Below are 14,967 nucleotides of genomic sequence, written 5' to 3' on the forward strand. Positions count from 1 at the left end.
CATGGGCTGGATCGAACTCGTCGCCGCGCTGCTGAGCGCCTGGGGCGTGTGGCTCACCGCACGCCGGCGGCCATGGTGCTGGCCGGTGGGCCTGGTGTCGGTGCTGGTTTACGCGTGGGTGTTCACCGGGGCGAAGCTGTATTCCGACGCGCTGCTGCAGCTGGCGTTCGCGATGCTGATCGGCTACGGCTGGGCGCGCTGGCTGCAGCACCTGGGCGACGACGGCCGCGTGCAGGTGGCCGCGCTGCCGCGCCGGCAGGCCATGGCGCACATCGCGCTGGGCGTGCTCGGCGCGCTGGCGCTGGGCGCATTCATGCACTACCGCACCAACGCCGCCCTGCCCTGGCTGGATGCCGCGCTCACCGCCTTCAGCCTGGTCGCGCAGTGGTGGCAGGCGCGCCGGCACGTCGCCGCCTGGTGGCTGTGGATCGTGGTGGATGCGATCTACATCGGCGAGTACGCCTACAAGTCGCTGCTGATTACCGCGGCGCTGTACGCCGGCTTCATCGTGCTGGCGGCGATCGGGCTGCGCGCGTGGCAGCGCGCCGGCAAGGCACCCGCCTGCGCCTGACGCCGGCGCGGAAGCCCGGTCCCGGCATGTTCAGCGAATCGTAACGCCGCTGCGACGACACTACGGCTGCACGCAACGTCAATGCCGGATGGACGCCAGGATGAATATCCCGCCGGGTGGAATGCAGCTCCTGTACGTCGTCGTCCTGCTGCTGGCCGCGGCGGGGCCGGCCGGCGCGCAGAACATCTACAAGTGCACCCAGGGCGGCCAGGTCGCCTATACCGACCACCCGTGCCCGAACGGCAGCGGCGAGCTGCTGCACCAGGCCGACGACACCGAAGTCATCGACCGCTACCTGCGCCTGGGCCAGGACGAGCTGGCGAAGCGCTATGCGGATTCACGCCACCTCGACGCGCTCTACCAGCAGCGCGTCGACGCGCGCCAGCAGGCGATGGACGAAAAGGCCCAGCGTGAAGCCGACGATGCCTACGCGGCGCAGCAGCGCGCCGAGGAAGCCCGGCAGCAGGCGCTGGCCGACCAGGCGGCCGAGCGCGACCGGCTGCATGCCGAGAACGAGGCATTGCGCCAGCAGAACGCGGATTACCAGAACCAGCTGAGCCAGCCGGTCTACAACGCCCCACCCGTCTACTGGGGCCCCCCGCCGTACCGGAACCGCCACCGCGACCGGGATCACGACGACGATCGCGACCATCGCCCGCCGTCATCGGACGAACCCGTCTTCCACCCGTGCAAGCAATTGGCCGGTGGTCGCACGCAGTGCTGAAGCGCTGTCTGCGGCGCACCCGGCCGAGCCGTTGAACCCGCCGCCGCATGAAAAGCCAGGCAGAACTTCGCGCCGGCCCAGCATCGCGATTCGCCTGGATCGCCTCGCGCGAGGCGGGTGCCCGCGTTTCAGATGCACCGGCCGAGCCGGCGCACGCCTTCGCGAATCTCGTGCACATTCGCGCCTCCGTAGCCGAGCTCAGGCCGCCCGACGTTCGGCGGCCCGCACATCACCGGCAGCGTCACCCTGGCGGCAACCATCCATTACGTGCATTGAGCCCCCATGACCGAGAGGCGACACGTTCCGGGTCGTCCCCATCTCCAATTGACTGCGCAGTGCGGCGGGAGGAAAGTCGGGTGTGCCGAAGACGGGCACCGTGCAGGATGCCCGTAACGAGTACCTGGCCATGCCAAGGAGGCCTTATGAAGCGGTCCCACGTACTGATGATACTTTCCGGAATGCTGTCGGCCGCCACCGGCGGCGCCATGGCCGATTCGGGCTCGCTCAACGCGTTCACGCCCAAGGTCCTGCCGGTCCTGGTGCGCGTGGATTCCCGGGGCAAGGTCACCGATGTCTCGCCGGCCTATGAACTCCCCCCGCGATTCAGCCGTTTGCTCGCCAGGAACCTGGGCGAAATGATCGCCAAGCCGGCGTTCGACCACGATCGCCCCGTAGCCAGCCAACTCGTGATCAACCTCGCCTTGCAGACCACCCCGCGCAAGGAGGGCGACTACGACGCCCACTTCGCCTATGTCTCGAGCCAGCCCGTGCCCATCGGGTCGTGGTACTGGGTCCATGAGGACGGCCACCGGCTGGCGCTCGCGAACAGGAACGACATCCGCCGCATCGAAAACCTTCGCTTCAACAGGCATCGGCCGGAGTACCTGCCGCAGCGTGCCTGGGACATCCAGTCCGCACCGGGTCCGGCCATTCGTAGCGCCACCAGCAACGTGACCAGCCCTCCGGCACCGCGCGACCCGGGACATGGCCGGTGACCTGAACCGGCGGTCGCCGGCGGGCGAGGAACGCGTCACGCCGCCAGGATGTCCCGCAAGGAAAAGGCCCGTCGGATCCGACGGGCCTTTTCTTCTTTCCGGGATCGCCGTCGCGAAAGGCGTGATGCGGCTTATCCCAGCAATACCCGATTCATCCGCTGCACGAAGGCCGCCGGGTCGGGCAGCGGCGCGCCGGCCGCGATCTCGGCCTGCTCCAGCAGCAGGGTGGCCAGGTCCCTGGCCTTCGCCTCGTCGTTTTCCGCCTCGACGCGCTTGAGCAGCGCGTGCTGCGGGTTGACCTCCAGCGTGGGCTTGCTCTCGGGCATGGCCTGGCCGGCTTCGCGCAGCAGGCGGGCCAGGTGCGGCGCCATCTCGTAATCGGAAAGCGCCAGGCACGAAGGCGAGTCGGTGAGGCGGGCAGAGACTTTCACGTCGCCGACACGGTCGCCGAGCAGGTCCTTCAGCTTCTTCAGCAGCGGCCCGGCTTCCTTCGTCGCCTCTTCCTGCTTCTTCTTGTCGGCTTCGTCCAGCGGCACCTCGCCCTTGGCGACGTTCTTGAGTTTCTTGCCTTCGTATTCGCTGAGCGAGCCGATCATCCACTCGTCGATGCGGTCGGACATCAGCAGCACTTCGATGTCCTTCGCCTTGAACGCTTCCAGCTGCGGGCTGCCGAAGGCGGCGGCGTAGCTGTCGGCGGTGATGTACCAGATCGCGTCCTGGCCCACGGCCATGCGGCCGATGTAATCGTCCAGCGAGGTGGTCTGGTTGGTGCCGTCACCCTTGGTCGAGGCAAAGCGCAGCAGCTTGGCGATGCGCTCGCGGTTGTTGGCGTCTTCGCTGATGCCTTCCTTGAGCGTGTTGCCGAACGCCTTGTAGAAGGTGGCGAATTTCTCCGGCTCGTCCTTGGCCAGCTTCTCGATCAGGTCGAGCACGCGCTTGACGCAGGCGGCCTTGATCCGCTCGAGCTGGCGGTTGTGCTGCAGGATCTCGCGGCTGACGTTGAGCGGCAGGTCGTCGGCGTCGACCACGCCGCGCACGAAGCGCAGATAGTTCGGCAGCAGCTCCTCGGCGGCGTCCATGATGAAGACGCGCTTGATGTAGAGCTTGAGCCCCTTGCGCTCGTCGCGGCCGCCCATCATCAGGTCGAACGGCGGCTGCGAGGGGATGTACAGCAGGGTGGTGAAGCTCTGGCTGCCCTCGACGCGGTTGTGCGTCCACGCCAGCGCGTCGTTGAAGTCGTGGCCGAGCGACTTGTAGAAGCTCTGGTAGTCCTCGTCGGAAATCTCCGATTTGGGCTTGGTCCACAGCGCCGAGGCGGCGTTGATGGTCTCGAACTCGTCGGTGGGCTTGCCGTCCTTCTCGGTCGGCATGCGGATCGGGAACGCCACGTGGTCGGAATAGCGGGTGATCAGCGCACGCAGCTGCCAGCGGCTGAGGAACTCGTCCTCGTCGGCTTTCAAGTGCAGGATCACGGCGGTGCCGCGCCCGGCCAGCTCGACCGGCTCCAGCGAGTACTCGCCCTTGCCGTCGCTTTCCCACTTCACGCCCTCGCCTGCCGGCGCGGCGGCGCGGCGGCTCAGCACGGTGACCTTGTCGGCGACCACGAAGGCGGAATAGAAGCCCACGCCGAACTGGCCGATCAGCCGCGCGTCGGCCTTCTGTTCGCCCGACATCGCCTCCAGGAAACGGCGCGTGCCGGAGCTGGCGATGGTGCCGATGTTGGCCACCACCTCGTCGCGGCTCATGCCGATGCCGTTGTCGCGCACGGTGACGGTGCGCGCGTCCGGATCCCAGCTGACGTCGATGTGCAGCTCGCTGTCACCGGCGGAAAGTTCCGGCTTGGCGATCGATTCGAAGCGAAGCTTGTCGCAGGCGTCGGAAGCGTTGGAGATCAGCTCGCGCAGGAAGATCTCCTTGTGCGAGTACAGCGAATGGGTGACCAGGTGCAGCACCTGGGCGACTTCGGCTTCGAACTTGCGGGTTTCGGCGGGTGCGTTCATGCGTGGAGTTTCCGTTGTTGCGCTGACTATGGGAAATGGCCCCTCTCCCTGCTAGCAAGCGGGAGGTTGGCGACCGAAGGGAGTCCTTCAGGTGAGGGGGTTCGCTCTTGATCCTGGATTGACCTTGCGGCGAAGAGCAACCCCTCCCCAGCCCTCCCCTGCTAGCAGGGGAGGGAGCAAAGCGGAGGTCAGGTGGGGTTCTGCAGCGCCGCGATGCGCTCCTCCAGCGGCGGATGGCTCATGAACAGGCGCTTGAAACCCTCGGCCAGCGGACCGGAGATGCCGAACGCGGCGATCGTGGTCGGCAGCGTATTCTCGCCGTGGTTGGCCTGCAGCCGCTGCAGCGCCGAGATCATCGCACCGCGGCCGGCGAACTGCGCCCCCGCCGCGTCGGCGCGGAACTCGCGCCAGCGCGAGAACGCGGCCACGATGATCGAGGCGAACAGGCCGAACACCAGCTGCAGCACCATCACCGTCACGAAATAGCCGATGCCGGTGCCACCCTCGCGGTCGTCGCGGCCACCGGACAGCCAGCTGTCGACCAGCCGCCCCACGATGCGCGCGGCGAGGATCACCAGCGTGTTCAGCACGCCCTGGATCAGGGTCAGGGTGACCATGTCGCCGTTCGCCACGTGGCCGATCTCGTGGCCGAGCACGGCGCCGACCTGCTCGCGGTTCATCTGCTGCAGCAGGCCGGAACTCACCGCCACCAGCGAGCTGTTCTTCGTCATGCCTGTGGCGAACGCATTCATCTCCGGCGCGTCGTAGATCGCCACCTCGGGCATGCCGATGCCGGCGTTCTGCGCATGGCGGCGCACGGTGTCGACCAGCCAGCGCTCGGTCTCGTCCTGCGGCTGCTCGATCACCCGCGCGCCGGTGGACCACTTGGCGATCGTCTTGGACATCGCCAGCGAAATGAACGCGCCGCCCATGCCGAACACGGCCGCATAGGCCAGCAGGCCGCCCATGCCGCCGTAGCCGCGGGCGGCGGCCATCTGGTCGATGCCGAACAGGTGGCAGACGATGCTCAGCAGGAGCAGGACGGCAAGGTTGGTACCGATGAACAATGCGATGCGACGCATGGCTGTCTCTCTTTGGCAGTCATGAAGGAAACGGGAAAACCGCAGCTCAAGATTCGGGGCGCAAGTGGTGGCTTTCAAGGGTTGCCGGCAGCGACCGGTCACGCCCCGCTACCCTAGAATGCGCCGATGAGCTACCGCGGCCGCTTCGCCCCCTCGCCCACCGGACAGCTGCACTTCGGCTCGCTGGTCGCCGCGGTGGGCAGTTGGCTGTGCGCACGGCACGCCGGCGGCGAATGGCTGTTGCGGATGGAAGACATCGACCCGCCGCGCGAGGTTCCCGGCTCGGCCGCCGGCATCCTTGCCGCCTTGCCGGCGTTCGGGCTGGTCGCCGATGCGCCGTCGCTGTTCCAGTCGCGGCGCCTCGCCGCCTACGACGCCGCGTTCGAACGGTTGTGCGAGGCCGGCCAGGTGTTCCCCTGCTGGTGCAGCCGCAGCGAGCTGGCCGGCGCCGGCGGCATCCATCGCGACGGCCGCTGCGTCGCTGCGCCGCAGCCCGGCCAGGCATCAGCCTGGCGCCTGCTCGCACCGGATCTCGTGATCGAATTCGATGACGCACTGCAGGGTCCGCAACGACAGAACCTGCGCGACGAGGTGGGCGACTTCGTGATCCGCCGGGTCGAGGGTTTCTACTCCTACCAGCTCGCCTGCGTGGTGGACGACGCGCACCAGGGCATCACCGAGGTGGTGCGCGGTCTCGACCTGCTCGACTCCACCGCGCGGCAGATCTTGCTGCAGCGCTGCCTCGGGCTGGCCACGCCGGCTTATCGCCACCTGCCGCTGGTGCTGGACGGCGAGGGACGCAAGCTGTCGAAGTCCGGGCAGGCGTTTCCGGTCGACCCGGCCGATCCGTTGCCGGCGTTGCGGCGGGCGCTGGCATTCCTGCGGGTACCGGCGCCGGCCATGGCCGTGGATGCCAGCGACCTGCTGGCGCAGGCGCTGGCGAACTTCGACCCGGCGTATTTGCCGCATTGCAGCGGTCACTCTTTCGCCTGAAACGCTATAAATGCAGAGCGCACCGGCGTCCCGTGGCAACGGCTGAAACATGCCCTCGCCGCGATCCGGTGCGGCAGCCCTCCGCTTCACCTGCACAGGAGTTTCAAGGACATGACGCAGCGTACGGCATTGGTCACAGGCGGCACCGGCGGCATCGGCAGCGCGATCATTCGCTACCTCGCCGGGCAGGGGCATCGGGTTGCCACCAATTACCGTGACCCGGGCAAGGCCGAAGCCTGGCACAAGGCGATGGCCGCGGAAGGCATCGAGGTATGCATGGTATCCGGCGACGTCTCCGACCCCACCGCCTGCGAGGCGATGATCCAGGCGATCGAGGCGAAGTGCGGCCCGGTCGACATCCTGGTCAACAACGCCGGCATCACCCGCGATACCACCTTCCACAAGATGAGCTACCAGCAGTGGACGGACGTGATCAACACCAACCTCAACGCCTGCTTCAACGTCACCCGCCCGGTGATCGAGGGCATGCGCCACCGCAAGTGGGGCCGCATCGTGCAGATCAGCTCGATCAACGGCCAGAAAGGCCAGTACGGCCAGGCCAACTACGCCGCGGCGAAGGCCGGCATGCACGGCTTCACCATCTCGCTGGCGCAGGAGAACGCGAAATTTGGCATCACCGTCAACACCGTCTCGCCCGGCTACGTGGGCACCGACATGGTGATGGCGGTGCCCGAGGAAGTGCGCGAGAAGATCGTGGCGCAGATCCCGGTGGGCCGCCTCGGCCGCCCGGACGAGATCGCCCATGCGGTGGCGTTCTTCACCGGCGACCAGGCCAGCTGGATCACCGGCGCCAACCTGGCGATCAATGGCGGGCATTACATGGGGTGGTGAGCACCACTCCAACCATGTAGGAGCCCGCTTGCGGGCGATGCTCTGGTTCCAGGACCCGAAAGAGGTTCACAGCAAGAGCATCGCCCGCAAGCGGGCTCCTACGGGGAAGCCAGCAGTTTCTCCAGCACCTTCCCTACCGCCGCGAACGCGAACGCGCCGGTGACATGGGTGGCGGCGCCGAGGCCACCGCCGCAGGCCAGGTTCAGCGCGTCGCCGCCGGGCGGGCGGGTGCCGCAGACGGTGCCGTCGGGCTGCGGGTACTGCACGTTCTGCAGCGAGTAGACCGCGGACACGCCGAAGTAGCGGGCCGGGTTGCGCGGGAAGTTGAAGTCGGCGCGGAGCTTCTTGCGAATCAGGCTGAACATCGCGTCGTGCTCGGTGCGCGAAAGGTCGCGCACGCGGATCTGGGTGGGGTCGGTGCGTCCGCCGGCCGAGCCCACGCTGACGATCGGCAGCTTGCGCCGGCGGCACCAGGCGATGGTTTCCAGCTTCACGCGGAACGCGTCGCAGGCATCCAGCACCACGTCGTAGCCGCGATCGAGCAGTTCGTCCAGCGTGGACGGGGTGAGGAAGCGCTCGACCGCCTCCAGCCGGATCGTCGGGTTGATCGCGTGCGCACGCGCCGCCATCACGCCCACCTTGGACTTGCCATACTCGCCGTCCAGCGCGTGCAGCTGGCGGTTGGTGTTGGACACGCAGACCTCGTCGGCATCGATCAGGGTGAGCCGGCCCACGCCGCTGCGCGCCAGTGCCTCGACCGCCCACGAACCCACGCCGCCGATGCCGACCACGCAGACGTGCGTGCGCGCCAGCGTGGCCACGCTGCCGGTGCCGTACAGGCGCTCGACGCCGGCGAAGCGCTCGGCCGGGAAGGTCGTCCCGTTTGTGGCGCCGTCGAGCGGGTGCGTAGTCGTGTCTGTGGGGGTCACTGGCGGATCCTGCGGTACGAATGCGCCATTTTATCGTGCCTGCGTGGATGCCGTGCGCCAGTGCGGGTTATCCTGCGGACCTCCCCACCCGTGGAAACGTACCGATGCGCGTAGCCCTGATGATCCTGCTCGGCCTGGTGATCGGCGTGATCGGCACGGCCAACGTGATGAACGCGCTGGCCGCGCGCAACCCGATGCCGAAGGCCGTGATGGAGACGATGGGCTACCACGTGGGCGAACTGAAGAATGCGATCAAGGCGAAGCAGTGCGACCCGGTGAAGGTAAAGCACCACCTGGCCCGCCTGGAGTCCACCGCCAGCGACATCACGCCGGTGTTCGGCATCGACGAAAAGACCTTCACCGACGATGCCGCCAAGCTGCAGGAACACCTGCACCAGGCCGTGCAGGCCGCGCCGGCGAGCTGCGAGGCGCTGGCCGCCGCGATCAAGCCGGTCGGCGAGACCTGCAAGAGCTGCCACCAGCAGTACCGCTGAGGCGAAGAGCACCCCCACCCCGGCCCTCCCCTGCCAGCAGGGGAGGGAGAAAATCCGTCAGAAGCGGATCTTGCCGCGCAGCATCTGGCCGTACATCACCCAGTCGCCCATCAGGCTGTACAGCGGGTGCTTGAAGGTGGCCGGGCGGTTCTTCTCGAAGCCGAAGTGGCCGATCCAGGCGAATCCGTAGCCGGCCACCGGCGCCAGCCACAACCAGCGTAGCTGGCCGCTCGCCAGGGCCAGCACGACCACCGCGATCACCAGCGTGCTGCCGATGAAATGCATCCGGCGGCAGTCGCGGTTGCCGTGCTCGCTGAGGTAGAACGGATAGAACTCGGCAAAGCTGCTGTAGCTGGACATGTTCCTGCTCTGCGAGGGGATGGTCCGATTCTGCCACGCAGACATGCCGCGCGCTCTGTAGGGCGGGCACTGCCCGCCGGGTTTTGCATGTTGATGAAGCGCAAGAGCGGCGGGCAGTGCCCGCCCTACGAAGCAAGACAATCCGCGCCGGCTAGTCCGGCAACGGGATGAATTCCTTGTCGTCACCGGGCACTTTCGGAAAGCGGCCTTCGCGCCAGTCGGCCTTGGCCTGCTCGATGCGCTCGCGCGTGCTGGCCACGAAGTTCCACCACAGGTGCCGTTCGCCATCCAGCGGCGCGCCGCCGAACAGCATCAGGCGGCTGGCCTCGCGCGCGCGCAGCGGCGGTGCGGCCGGGCCGGCCTGCACCGCCATCTGTTGCGCGCCGACCTCCAGCTCGCCCCAGCGGACCGCGCCCTCGACCACGTGCACGCCGCGCTCGGCGTGCTCCGGCGGCAGCGCCAGTTCGGCGCCGGCGGCCAGCCGCACTTCGAGGAAGAACATCGGCGCGAACACCTTCACCGGCGAACGCTCGCCGTAGGCCGTGCCCGCGATCAGCACCGCCTCGACGCCGGGCCGGCGGATCTTCGGCAGCGCCTCGCGGCCGTGATGGTGGAACTCCGGCGCCACCTCGGCGTCGGCCTGCGGCAGCGCCACCCAGACCTGGATGCCGTGCAGCAGCTGGCCGCCCTGGCGCGCCTCCGGCGGCGTGCGCTCGGAATGGGCGATGCCGCGGCCGGCGGTCATCCAGTTCACCTCGCCGGAGCGGATGTCGGCCAGGTTGCCGATGCTGTCGCGGTGGCGGATCACGCCGTCGAACAGCCAGGTCACCGTGGCCAGGCCGATGTGCGGATGCGGCCGCACGTCCATGCCGTTGCCGGCGGCGAAGGTGGCCGGCCCCATGTGGTCGTAGAACACGAACGGGCCGACGTGCCGCGCCAGCAGCACCGGCAGCATGCGCCGCACCATGAAGCCATCGCCGAGATCATGCAGGCGGGTACCTTCGACCAGGGTCGGCACGGCTTCCATCACGTTCTCCTCGACGATTCACCAGGCCCGCTGATATTGCACCGGGGCGTCGATCTTCGCACCCAGCAGCTGCGCGGCGCGGCGCGGGAAGTATGGGTCGCGCAGGCTCTCGCGGGCGATCAGCACCACGTCGGCGGCGTCGGTGGCGACGATCTGCGCGGCCTGCTCGGCGCCGGTGATCAGGCCTACCGCGCCGGTGGCGACACCGGCCTCGCGCCGCAGCTGCGCCGCGAACGGCACTTGGTAGCCCGGCCCCAGCGGGATCTTCGCGTGCGGCACCAGGCCGCCGCTGGAGACGTCGATCAGGTCCACGCCCAGCGGCTGCACCTGCCGTGCCAGCTCCACGCTCTCCGCCGCCGTCCAGCCGCCATCGGCCCAGTCGGTGGCGGAGATGCGCAGCCACAGCGGCAACTCGGCCGGCCACACCTCGCGCACGGCGGCAACCACCTCGCGCACCAGCCGGGTGCGGTTCTCGAAGCTGCCGCCGTAACGGTCGTCGCGCCGGTTGCTCAGCGGCGACAGGAACTGGTGCAGCAGGTAGCCATGCGCCGCATGCACCTCGACCAGTTCGAAGCCGGCCGCCAAGGAACGTTGCGCGGCGGCGCGGAAATCCGCGATCACCGCCTGGATGCCGGCCTCGTCCAGCGCCTGCGGCACCTGCCAGCCGCTGTCGAACGGCAGCGCCGACGGCGCCACGATGGGCCAGTCGCCCTCCCCGGCCGGCACCGGACCGTGGCCCTCCCACGGCCGCAGCGTGCTGGCCTTGCGCCCGGCATGCGCCAGCTGCACGCCGGCGATCGCGCCATGCGCCCTGATGAAGCGGGTGATCGGCTGCCATGCCTCCACCTGGGCCTGGTTCCACAGGCCGGTGTCCTGCGGCGAGATGCGGCCCTGCGCGGAGACCGCCGTGGCCTCGGCGACCACCGCCCCTGCGCCGCCCACCGCGCGGCTGCCCAGGTGCACCATGTGCCAGTCGTTCGGCAGGCCGTCGGTGGCCGAGTACTCGCACATCGGCGACACCACCAGGCGATTGCGCAGGGTCAGGCTGCGCTGGGCGAACGGTTCGAACAGTTTCATCGGGACATCCGGATCAGGAGGGGAGCCCGACGACATGCAGACGGCCTCCGCCGGAATCAAGCTGCCGTATCGTCGCGTACGGCGACCGGCGGGACATGGGCCTCCATCCAGCGGGCCATGCGCGCGGCGAGCGCTGCCGGCGCCTTCATCCAGCCGAAATGGTCGGCGGGCAGGCCGCCCAGGTCCTGCGGCGTGACCGCCTCCACCACGCGTTCGGCCGGCCCCAGCTTGCCCAGCAGCCAGGCCAGCGAGGCCGTCGGCGCCAGCCAGTCGTCCTGCAGGCGCAGTGCCAGCAAGGGCAGTTGCAAGGCGGCCAGCCGCCGCTCGAAATCCTGCGCCATCCCGTCCGCGGCATAACGTCCGGTGCGCCCGCTGCGCGCCCAGTCCGCGATCACGCCGCGCGCCTCGTTGCCGCCGAAGCCGATCTGGCGCCCGGGCAGGTAGCCGACCAGGCCGGCCAGCAACGGTGCCAGCGCGTACGCCGCGCCGATCAGCCAACCATGCCGGAAGCGGCGCCAGTAGGGTGACCCGCTGGCCACCAGCAACAGGCCGGCGAACGCTTGCGGATGCAGGCTGGCATGGAGCGTGGCCAGTTGCCCGCCCAGGCTGTGCCCGCCCAGCCAGCACCCGGCCCGCGGCCAGCGCGTGCGCACCGCGGCCAGGCCCGCGGGCAGATCGTCCTGCAACAGCTCGCGATACCCCCAGTTGCAGCTGCGGCCGGCGCGCCGGTCGCTGGAACCGATGCCGCGCCACTCGTGCACCACCACCGCGATGCCCAGCGCCGCCAGCGCGCCGGCCAGCGGCAGGTAGTGCCGGGCCGGGATGCCCATGGCCGGCACCCAGTACAGCAGCTGTCGCCAGTCGCCGCCCGGAAGGATCGCGAGCAGTTCGAAGCGGGCGCCATCGGCCGTCGTCACCGGGATCACCAGCGGTTCGGTCGCCGCGGCAGGTATGGGGGTCTGGCCGGAAGGGTGGTCGCTCATCCCCACAGGCTAGCGAATTGCCGCGGCGGCGACAAAAAAAGAGGCCGGCTTGCGCCGGCCCCTCAAAGGAATTCCGCCACCGCGATCAGACGGGGGTGACGTCCTCGGCCTGCAGGCCCTTCTGGCCGTCGACGACCTTGAAGCTCACCTTCTGACCTTCCTGGAGGCTCTTGAAACCCGTGCCGGTGATGGCGCGGAAATGCACGAAAACGTCAGGGCCGTTATCGCGGCTGATGAAACCGAAACCCTTGGCGTCGTTGAACCACTTGACGGTACCTACTTCACGATCCGACATGACTCACTCCGATCCTATCCAGACGCTGAGACAAACCGGCCCCTACGGGCCGACGGTTTACTGAGCATGCAGGGTCCGGTGCAACAGTCGGATTCAGGAAATCCCTACCGGGCACGCACGTAGCCAAGCAGACGCAGCGGTTCAAGCATAACGGATTTTCTGGCCGCAAGTGATTTGTCAAGCCGGTTGTCGCGGACATAATCCGGGCAGGGAAAACCGGGCATGGCTACCCGGTTTCCCCTACATGAACCCGGGATCAGGCCGGGGTCACTTCCTCGGCCTGGAGGCCCTTCTGGCCCTGCACCACCTTGAAGGAGACCTGCTGGCCTTCCTGCAGGCTCTTGAAGCCGCTGCCGGTGATGGCGCGGAAATGCACGAAAACGTCCGGACCATTGTCGCGGGCGATGAAACCGAAGCCCTTGGCATCGTTGAACCACTTGACGGTACCGATCTGACGATCAGACATAGATTGACCACTCCACAGGTTTATGGGCTCGGCCCACTGCCATGGCAGTGGCCGACTCAACTGGTGTGCAAGGAAACAACCCTGGGGTGAACGATGTGGCAGATCGCGGATCGGCGGCATCGGGTCACAAACTCTGCTGACCCCGGCAAACACAGTGGGCGGATCATAACGGCACTGCAGGGCTGAACGGAATGGAGCAGAGCCATCGTTTTTTGGTCCACCCGGTGGCAAATTCAGGTTTTCTTGACCTGCGACACTGTCTAGTGGCGGCAAGTCACCCGATCTGCAACCGTTCCGGCGGCTTCGGCGCGCCGGCAACGGTCGCCCTGCCGAGGAGAGCCGACCATGTCCACCCTGTCCCGCCTGACCCTCGCCGCCATCATGGCCGGCGGCCTGCTGGCCGGCTGCGCCCAACACGAGGCCGCCAAGACGACCACGTCAACCACGACGACTGCGACCAGCGCCGCCACGACCACCAAGACCGGCACGAGTACTGCCGGCACGACGCACCGGAAACACGCCGCGGCCAGCGGCAGCCGCGCCGCCGAGGCCAAGCTGCCTGAACAGACCGGCATCCCCGCCTGCGACGACTACCTGTCCAGCTACCTGGCCTGCCATCGCGCGGCGGCGATCTATGCACCGGGCCAGCTGCAGTCCCGCTACGAGGCGATGCGCACCAGCCTGTTGCGCGATTCGCAGGATCCGGACATCCGCCCGCAGCTGGCCACGCGCTGCAATTCGCTGGCCAGCCAGCTGCGCGAGGCGCTGCACGGCAAGTCGTGCGCGGAAAGTCCGGCACCGGCCAGCAGCACGCCGTAGCGGCCAGCGGGCCTCACGCGCGTTTCAGCGCGGCGCGCAACGGCCGGGCCAGTGCCGCCGGCTCGGCGCGGCCCAGCTGGATTTCCGGGGTACCGTGCCAGCGCGCGGTATCGGCGATCGCCTTGGCCACGGCCTGCACCAGCGAAGGCTCCGGCGCCACCCCCGCTTCCAGGAACAGGGCCTTGACCTCGAACACCCCCATGCCGCGATGGGCCTTCGCGTCGAGCCGCCCGACCAGGCGGCCGCGATGCAGGATCGGCAACACGTAGTAGCCGTAGCGGCGCTTCGGCGCCGGCGTGTAGCATTCGATGGTGTACTCGAAGCCGAACATCGCCAGCGCCCGCGCCCGGTCCCACACCAGCGGATCGAACGGCGACAGCAGCGCGGTGTGCGTGGCGCGCAGGCGGCCGGCCAGCGCCTTGTCCAGCGCTTCGGCGTGGTCGCGGTGCACGTAGCCCGGAACATTCCAGCCCCGCACCGGCACCGCCAGCAGTTCGCCGCCGGCCACGAGCGGCGCCAGCTCGCGCTCGCTGACCTTCGGCCTCAGGCGGAAGTAGTCGGCGATCCAGCCGGCCTGGGTCACTCCCAGCGCGCGCACGCTGTCGACGATGAAGCGCCGGCGCAGTTCCGCCGCGGTGGGCGCCACGGCCGGGTCGAACGGCGGGTCGAGCCGGGCCAGCACGTTTCCGGCCAGGTCGTAGACACGCTGGAAATTCTCGCGCCGCGCCACCATCAGCTCGCCCAGCGCGAACCACGCCTCCAGCCAGCGCTTCTCCGGCTTCCACTCCCACCAGCCCGGCTTGGCGACGCCGTCGCTGCGCACGAAATCCGCCGCGCGCACCGGACCGGAGGCACGGATGCCCTGCAGCAGCGCCTCCATGTCGGCGCGTTGCTCGCGGTGCATCCGCGCCGCGTTGCGGTACGCCCAATGGTGGCTGCGGTGGCCATGCGTGCCGCGATGCCAGGCGATGTCGGCGGCGCCGACGAAGCAGGCCTCGTGCGCCCAGCACTCGGCCAGCCGGCCCTGCGCCAGCGCCTCGTCCAGCCACGCCGCCGGGTAGTCGCCCAGGCGCGAGTGCAGCACCAGGTAGGGGCTGCGCGCCACCACGTGGATGGTGTCGATCTGCAGCAGGCGCATGCGCTCGATCGCCGCCACCACGTCGCCGCGCCGCGGCTGCCGGCGCAAAGGTTGCAACAGGCCCTGCGCCGACAGCTGCAACGCACGCGCCTGCCCCGGGCTCAGCACGCGCGGCTCACCTGAAGCGGCGCCGAACGAAACATCTTCTTCACGAATTCATGC

The 14,967-nt window shown here is 68.7% G+C and carries 17 protein-coding genes; 7 read left to right on the forward strand and 10 right to left on the reverse strand.

The window, feature by feature from the left end; translation table 11 throughout:
* Position 1: 1 nt before the first annotated feature.
* The 3 genes from pnuC (at position 2) to AC3WRN_RS12605 (ending at position 2,290) form a co-directional block, all read left to right on the forward strand.
* Entirely contained in the window at positions 2-571 is a 570-nt protein-coding gene (gene pnuC, locus AC3WRN_RS12595) for a nicotinamide riboside transporter PnuC (RefSeq protein ID WP_492623222.1), read from the forward strand.
* Between the two features lie 100 nt (positions 572-671).
* Entirely contained in the window at positions 672-1,295 is a 624-nt protein-coding gene (locus tag AC3WRN_RS12600; RefSeq protein WP_492623223.1) for a DUF4124 domain-containing protein, read from the forward strand.
* 422 nt (positions 1,296-1,717) lie between these two features.
* Complete coding sequence (locus AC3WRN_RS12605) at positions 1,718-2,290, forward strand: hypothetical protein (RefSeq protein ID WP_492623224.1); 573 nt, start codon at positions 1,718-1,720, stop codon at positions 2,288-2,290.
* Between the two features lie 131 nt (positions 2,291-2,421).
* Here the strand turns inward: AC3WRN_RS12605 and htpG are convergent, their stop codons facing one another.
* Both htpG and htpX read right to left on the reverse strand, forming a co-directional pair.
* Positions 2,422-4,290: a molecular chaperone HtpG gene (htpG, locus tag AC3WRN_RS12610; RefSeq protein WP_492623225.1), complete on the reverse strand. Its 1,869-nt coding sequence runs from the start codon at positions 4,288-4,290 to the stop codon at positions 2,422-2,424.
* 188 nt (positions 4,291-4,478) lie between these two features.
* Positions 4,479-5,372 carry a protease HtpX gene (gene htpX, locus AC3WRN_RS12615; RefSeq protein WP_068096839.1) on the reverse strand — a complete coding sequence of 298 codons (894 nt, stop codon included), beginning with the start codon at positions 5,370-5,372 and terminating at the stop codon, positions 4,479-4,481.
* 126 nt (positions 5,373-5,498) lie between these two features.
* Between htpX and gluQRS the strand changes: the two genes are divergently transcribed.
* Together gluQRS and phbB are read left to right on the forward strand one after the other, a co-directional pair.
* Entirely contained in the window at positions 5,499-6,365 is an 867-nt protein-coding gene (gluQRS, locus tag AC3WRN_RS12620) for a tRNA glutamyl-Q(34) synthetase GluQRS (protein ID WP_492623226.1), read from the forward strand.
* A 111-nt stretch (positions 6,366-6,476) separates the two neighbouring features.
* Positions 6,477-7,217: an acetoacetyl-CoA reductase gene (gene phbB / locus AC3WRN_RS12625; protein WP_492623227.1), complete on the forward strand. Its 741-nt coding sequence runs from the start codon at positions 6,477-6,479 to the stop codon at positions 7,215-7,217.
* A gap of 98 nt (positions 7,218-7,315) precedes the next feature.
* Here phbB and AC3WRN_RS12630 read toward each other — a convergent pair whose 3' ends face one another.
* A complete protein-coding gene (locus tag AC3WRN_RS12630; protein WP_492623228.1) occupies positions 7,316-8,146 on the reverse strand; it encodes a tRNA threonylcarbamoyladenosine dehydratase in 831 nt (276 codons plus the stop codon).
* A 104-nt stretch (positions 8,147-8,250) separates the two neighbouring features.
* Here AC3WRN_RS12630 and AC3WRN_RS12635 point away from each other — a divergent pair, with 104 nt between their 5' ends.
* The gene (locus AC3WRN_RS12635; protein ID WP_068096848.1) at positions 8,251-8,640 is read left to right on the forward strand and encodes a cytochrome c; all 390 of its coding nucleotides are present in this window, start codon (positions 8,251-8,253) and stop codon (positions 8,638-8,640) included.
* Between the two features lie 57 nt (positions 8,641-8,697).
* Here AC3WRN_RS12635 and AC3WRN_RS12640 read toward each other — a convergent pair whose 3' ends face one another.
* The 6 genes from AC3WRN_RS12640 to AC3WRN_RS12665 form a co-directional block, all read right to left on the reverse strand.
* Positions 8,698-9,000, reverse strand: coding sequence for an Mpo1-like protein (locus AC3WRN_RS12640; protein ID WP_492623229.1), 303 nt, complete (start codon positions 8,998-9,000; stop codon positions 8,698-8,700).
* 151 nt (positions 9,001-9,151) lie between these two features.
* A complete protein-coding gene (locus AC3WRN_RS12645) occupies positions 9,152-10,027 on the reverse strand; it encodes a pirin family protein (RefSeq protein WP_492623230.1) in 876 nt (291 codons plus the stop codon).
* Positions 10,028-10,045: 18 nt separating this feature from the next.
* The gene (locus tag AC3WRN_RS12650) at positions 10,046-11,104 is read right to left on the reverse strand and encodes an NADH:flavin oxidoreductase/NADH oxidase (protein ID WP_492623231.1); all 1,059 of its coding nucleotides are present in this window, start codon (positions 11,102-11,104) and stop codon (positions 10,046-10,048) included.
* Positions 11,105-11,160: 56 nt separating this feature from the next.
* A complete protein-coding gene (locus tag AC3WRN_RS12655) occupies positions 11,161-12,087 on the reverse strand; it encodes an alpha/beta hydrolase family protein (protein WP_492623232.1) in 927 nt (308 codons plus the stop codon).
* An 85-nt stretch (positions 12,088-12,172) separates the two neighbouring features.
* A complete protein-coding gene (locus tag AC3WRN_RS12660; RefSeq protein WP_068096862.1) occupies positions 12,173-12,382 on the reverse strand; it encodes a cold-shock protein in 210 nt (69 codons plus the stop codon).
* Positions 12,383-12,638: 256 nt separating this feature from the next.
* Positions 12,639-12,848 (reverse strand): cold-shock protein, encoded by a 210-nt coding sequence (locus AC3WRN_RS12665; RefSeq protein WP_068096865.1) that lies wholly within the window; start codon positions 12,846-12,848, stop codon positions 12,639-12,641.
* Positions 12,849-13,193: 345 nt separating this feature from the next.
* Between AC3WRN_RS12665 and AC3WRN_RS12670 the strand changes: the two genes are divergently transcribed.
* A complete protein-coding gene (locus tag AC3WRN_RS12670) occupies positions 13,194-13,667 on the forward strand; it encodes a hypothetical protein (RefSeq protein WP_492623233.1) in 474 nt (157 codons plus the stop codon).
* Positions 13,668-13,680: 13 nt separating this feature from the next.
* Here the strand turns inward: AC3WRN_RS12670 and AC3WRN_RS12675 are convergent, their stop codons facing one another.
* The gene (locus tag AC3WRN_RS12675; protein WP_492623234.1) at positions 13,681-14,913 is read right to left on the reverse strand and encodes a winged helix-turn-helix domain-containing protein; all 1,233 of its coding nucleotides are present in this window, start codon (positions 14,911-14,913) and stop codon (positions 13,681-13,683) included.
* Positions 14,914-14,967: the final 54 nt, after the last annotated feature.

It is taken from the genome of Rhodanobacter sp. FW101-FHT13A11, from assembly GCF_058790335.1.

Coding starts and splice junctions, on each gene's coding strand:
- pnuC (WP_492623222.1), top strand. CDS start 2: ATGGGCTGGATCGAACTCGTCGCCGCGCTGCTGAGCGCCTGGGGCGTG.
- AC3WRN_RS12600 (WP_492623223.1), top strand. CDS start 672: ATGAATATCCCGCCGGGTGGAATGCAGCTCCTGTACGTCGTCGTCCTG.
- AC3WRN_RS12605 (WP_492623224.1), top strand. CDS start 1,718: ATGAAGCGGTCCCACGTACTGATGATACTTTCCGGAATGCTGTCGGCC.
- htpG (WP_492623225.1), bottom strand. CDS start 4,290: ATGAACGCACCCGCCGAAACCCGCAAGTTCGAAGCCGAAGTCGCCCAG.
- htpX (WP_068096839.1), bottom strand. CDS start 5,372: ATGCGTCGCATCGCATTGTTCATCGGTACCAACCTTGCCGTCCTGCTC.
- gluQRS (WP_492623226.1), top strand. CDS start 5,499: ATGAGCTACCGCGGCCGCTTCGCCCCCTCGCCCACCGGACAGCTGCAC.
- phbB (WP_492623227.1), top strand. CDS start 6,477: ATGACGCAGCGTACGGCATTGGTCACAGGCGGCACCGGCGGCATCGGC.
- AC3WRN_RS12635 (WP_068096848.1), top strand. CDS start 8,251: ATGCGCGTAGCCCTGATGATCCTGCTCGGCCTGGTGATCGGCGTGATC.
- AC3WRN_RS12640 (WP_492623229.1), bottom strand. CDS start 9,000: ATGTCCAGCTACAGCAGCTTTGCCGAGTTCTATCCGTTCTACCTCAGC.
- AC3WRN_RS12645 (WP_492623230.1), bottom strand. CDS start 10,027: ATGGAAGCCGTGCCGACCCTGGTCGAAGGTACCCGCCTGCATGATCTC.
- AC3WRN_RS12650 (WP_492623231.1), bottom strand. CDS start 11,104: ATGAAACTGTTCGAACCGTTCGCCCAGCGCAGCCTGACCCTGCGCAAT.
- AC3WRN_RS12655 (WP_492623232.1), bottom strand. CDS start 12,087: ATGAGCGACCACCCTTCCGGCCAGACCCCCATACCTGCCGCGGCGACC.
- AC3WRN_RS12660 (WP_068096862.1), bottom strand. CDS start 12,382: ATGTCGGATCGTGAAGTAGGTACCGTCAAGTGGTTCAACGACGCCAAG.
- AC3WRN_RS12665 (WP_068096865.1), bottom strand. CDS start 12,848: ATGTCTGATCGTCAGATCGGTACCGTCAAGTGGTTCAACGATGCCAAG.
- AC3WRN_RS12670 (WP_492623233.1), top strand. CDS start 13,194: ATGTCCACCCTGTCCCGCCTGACCCTCGCCGCCATCATGGCCGGCGGC.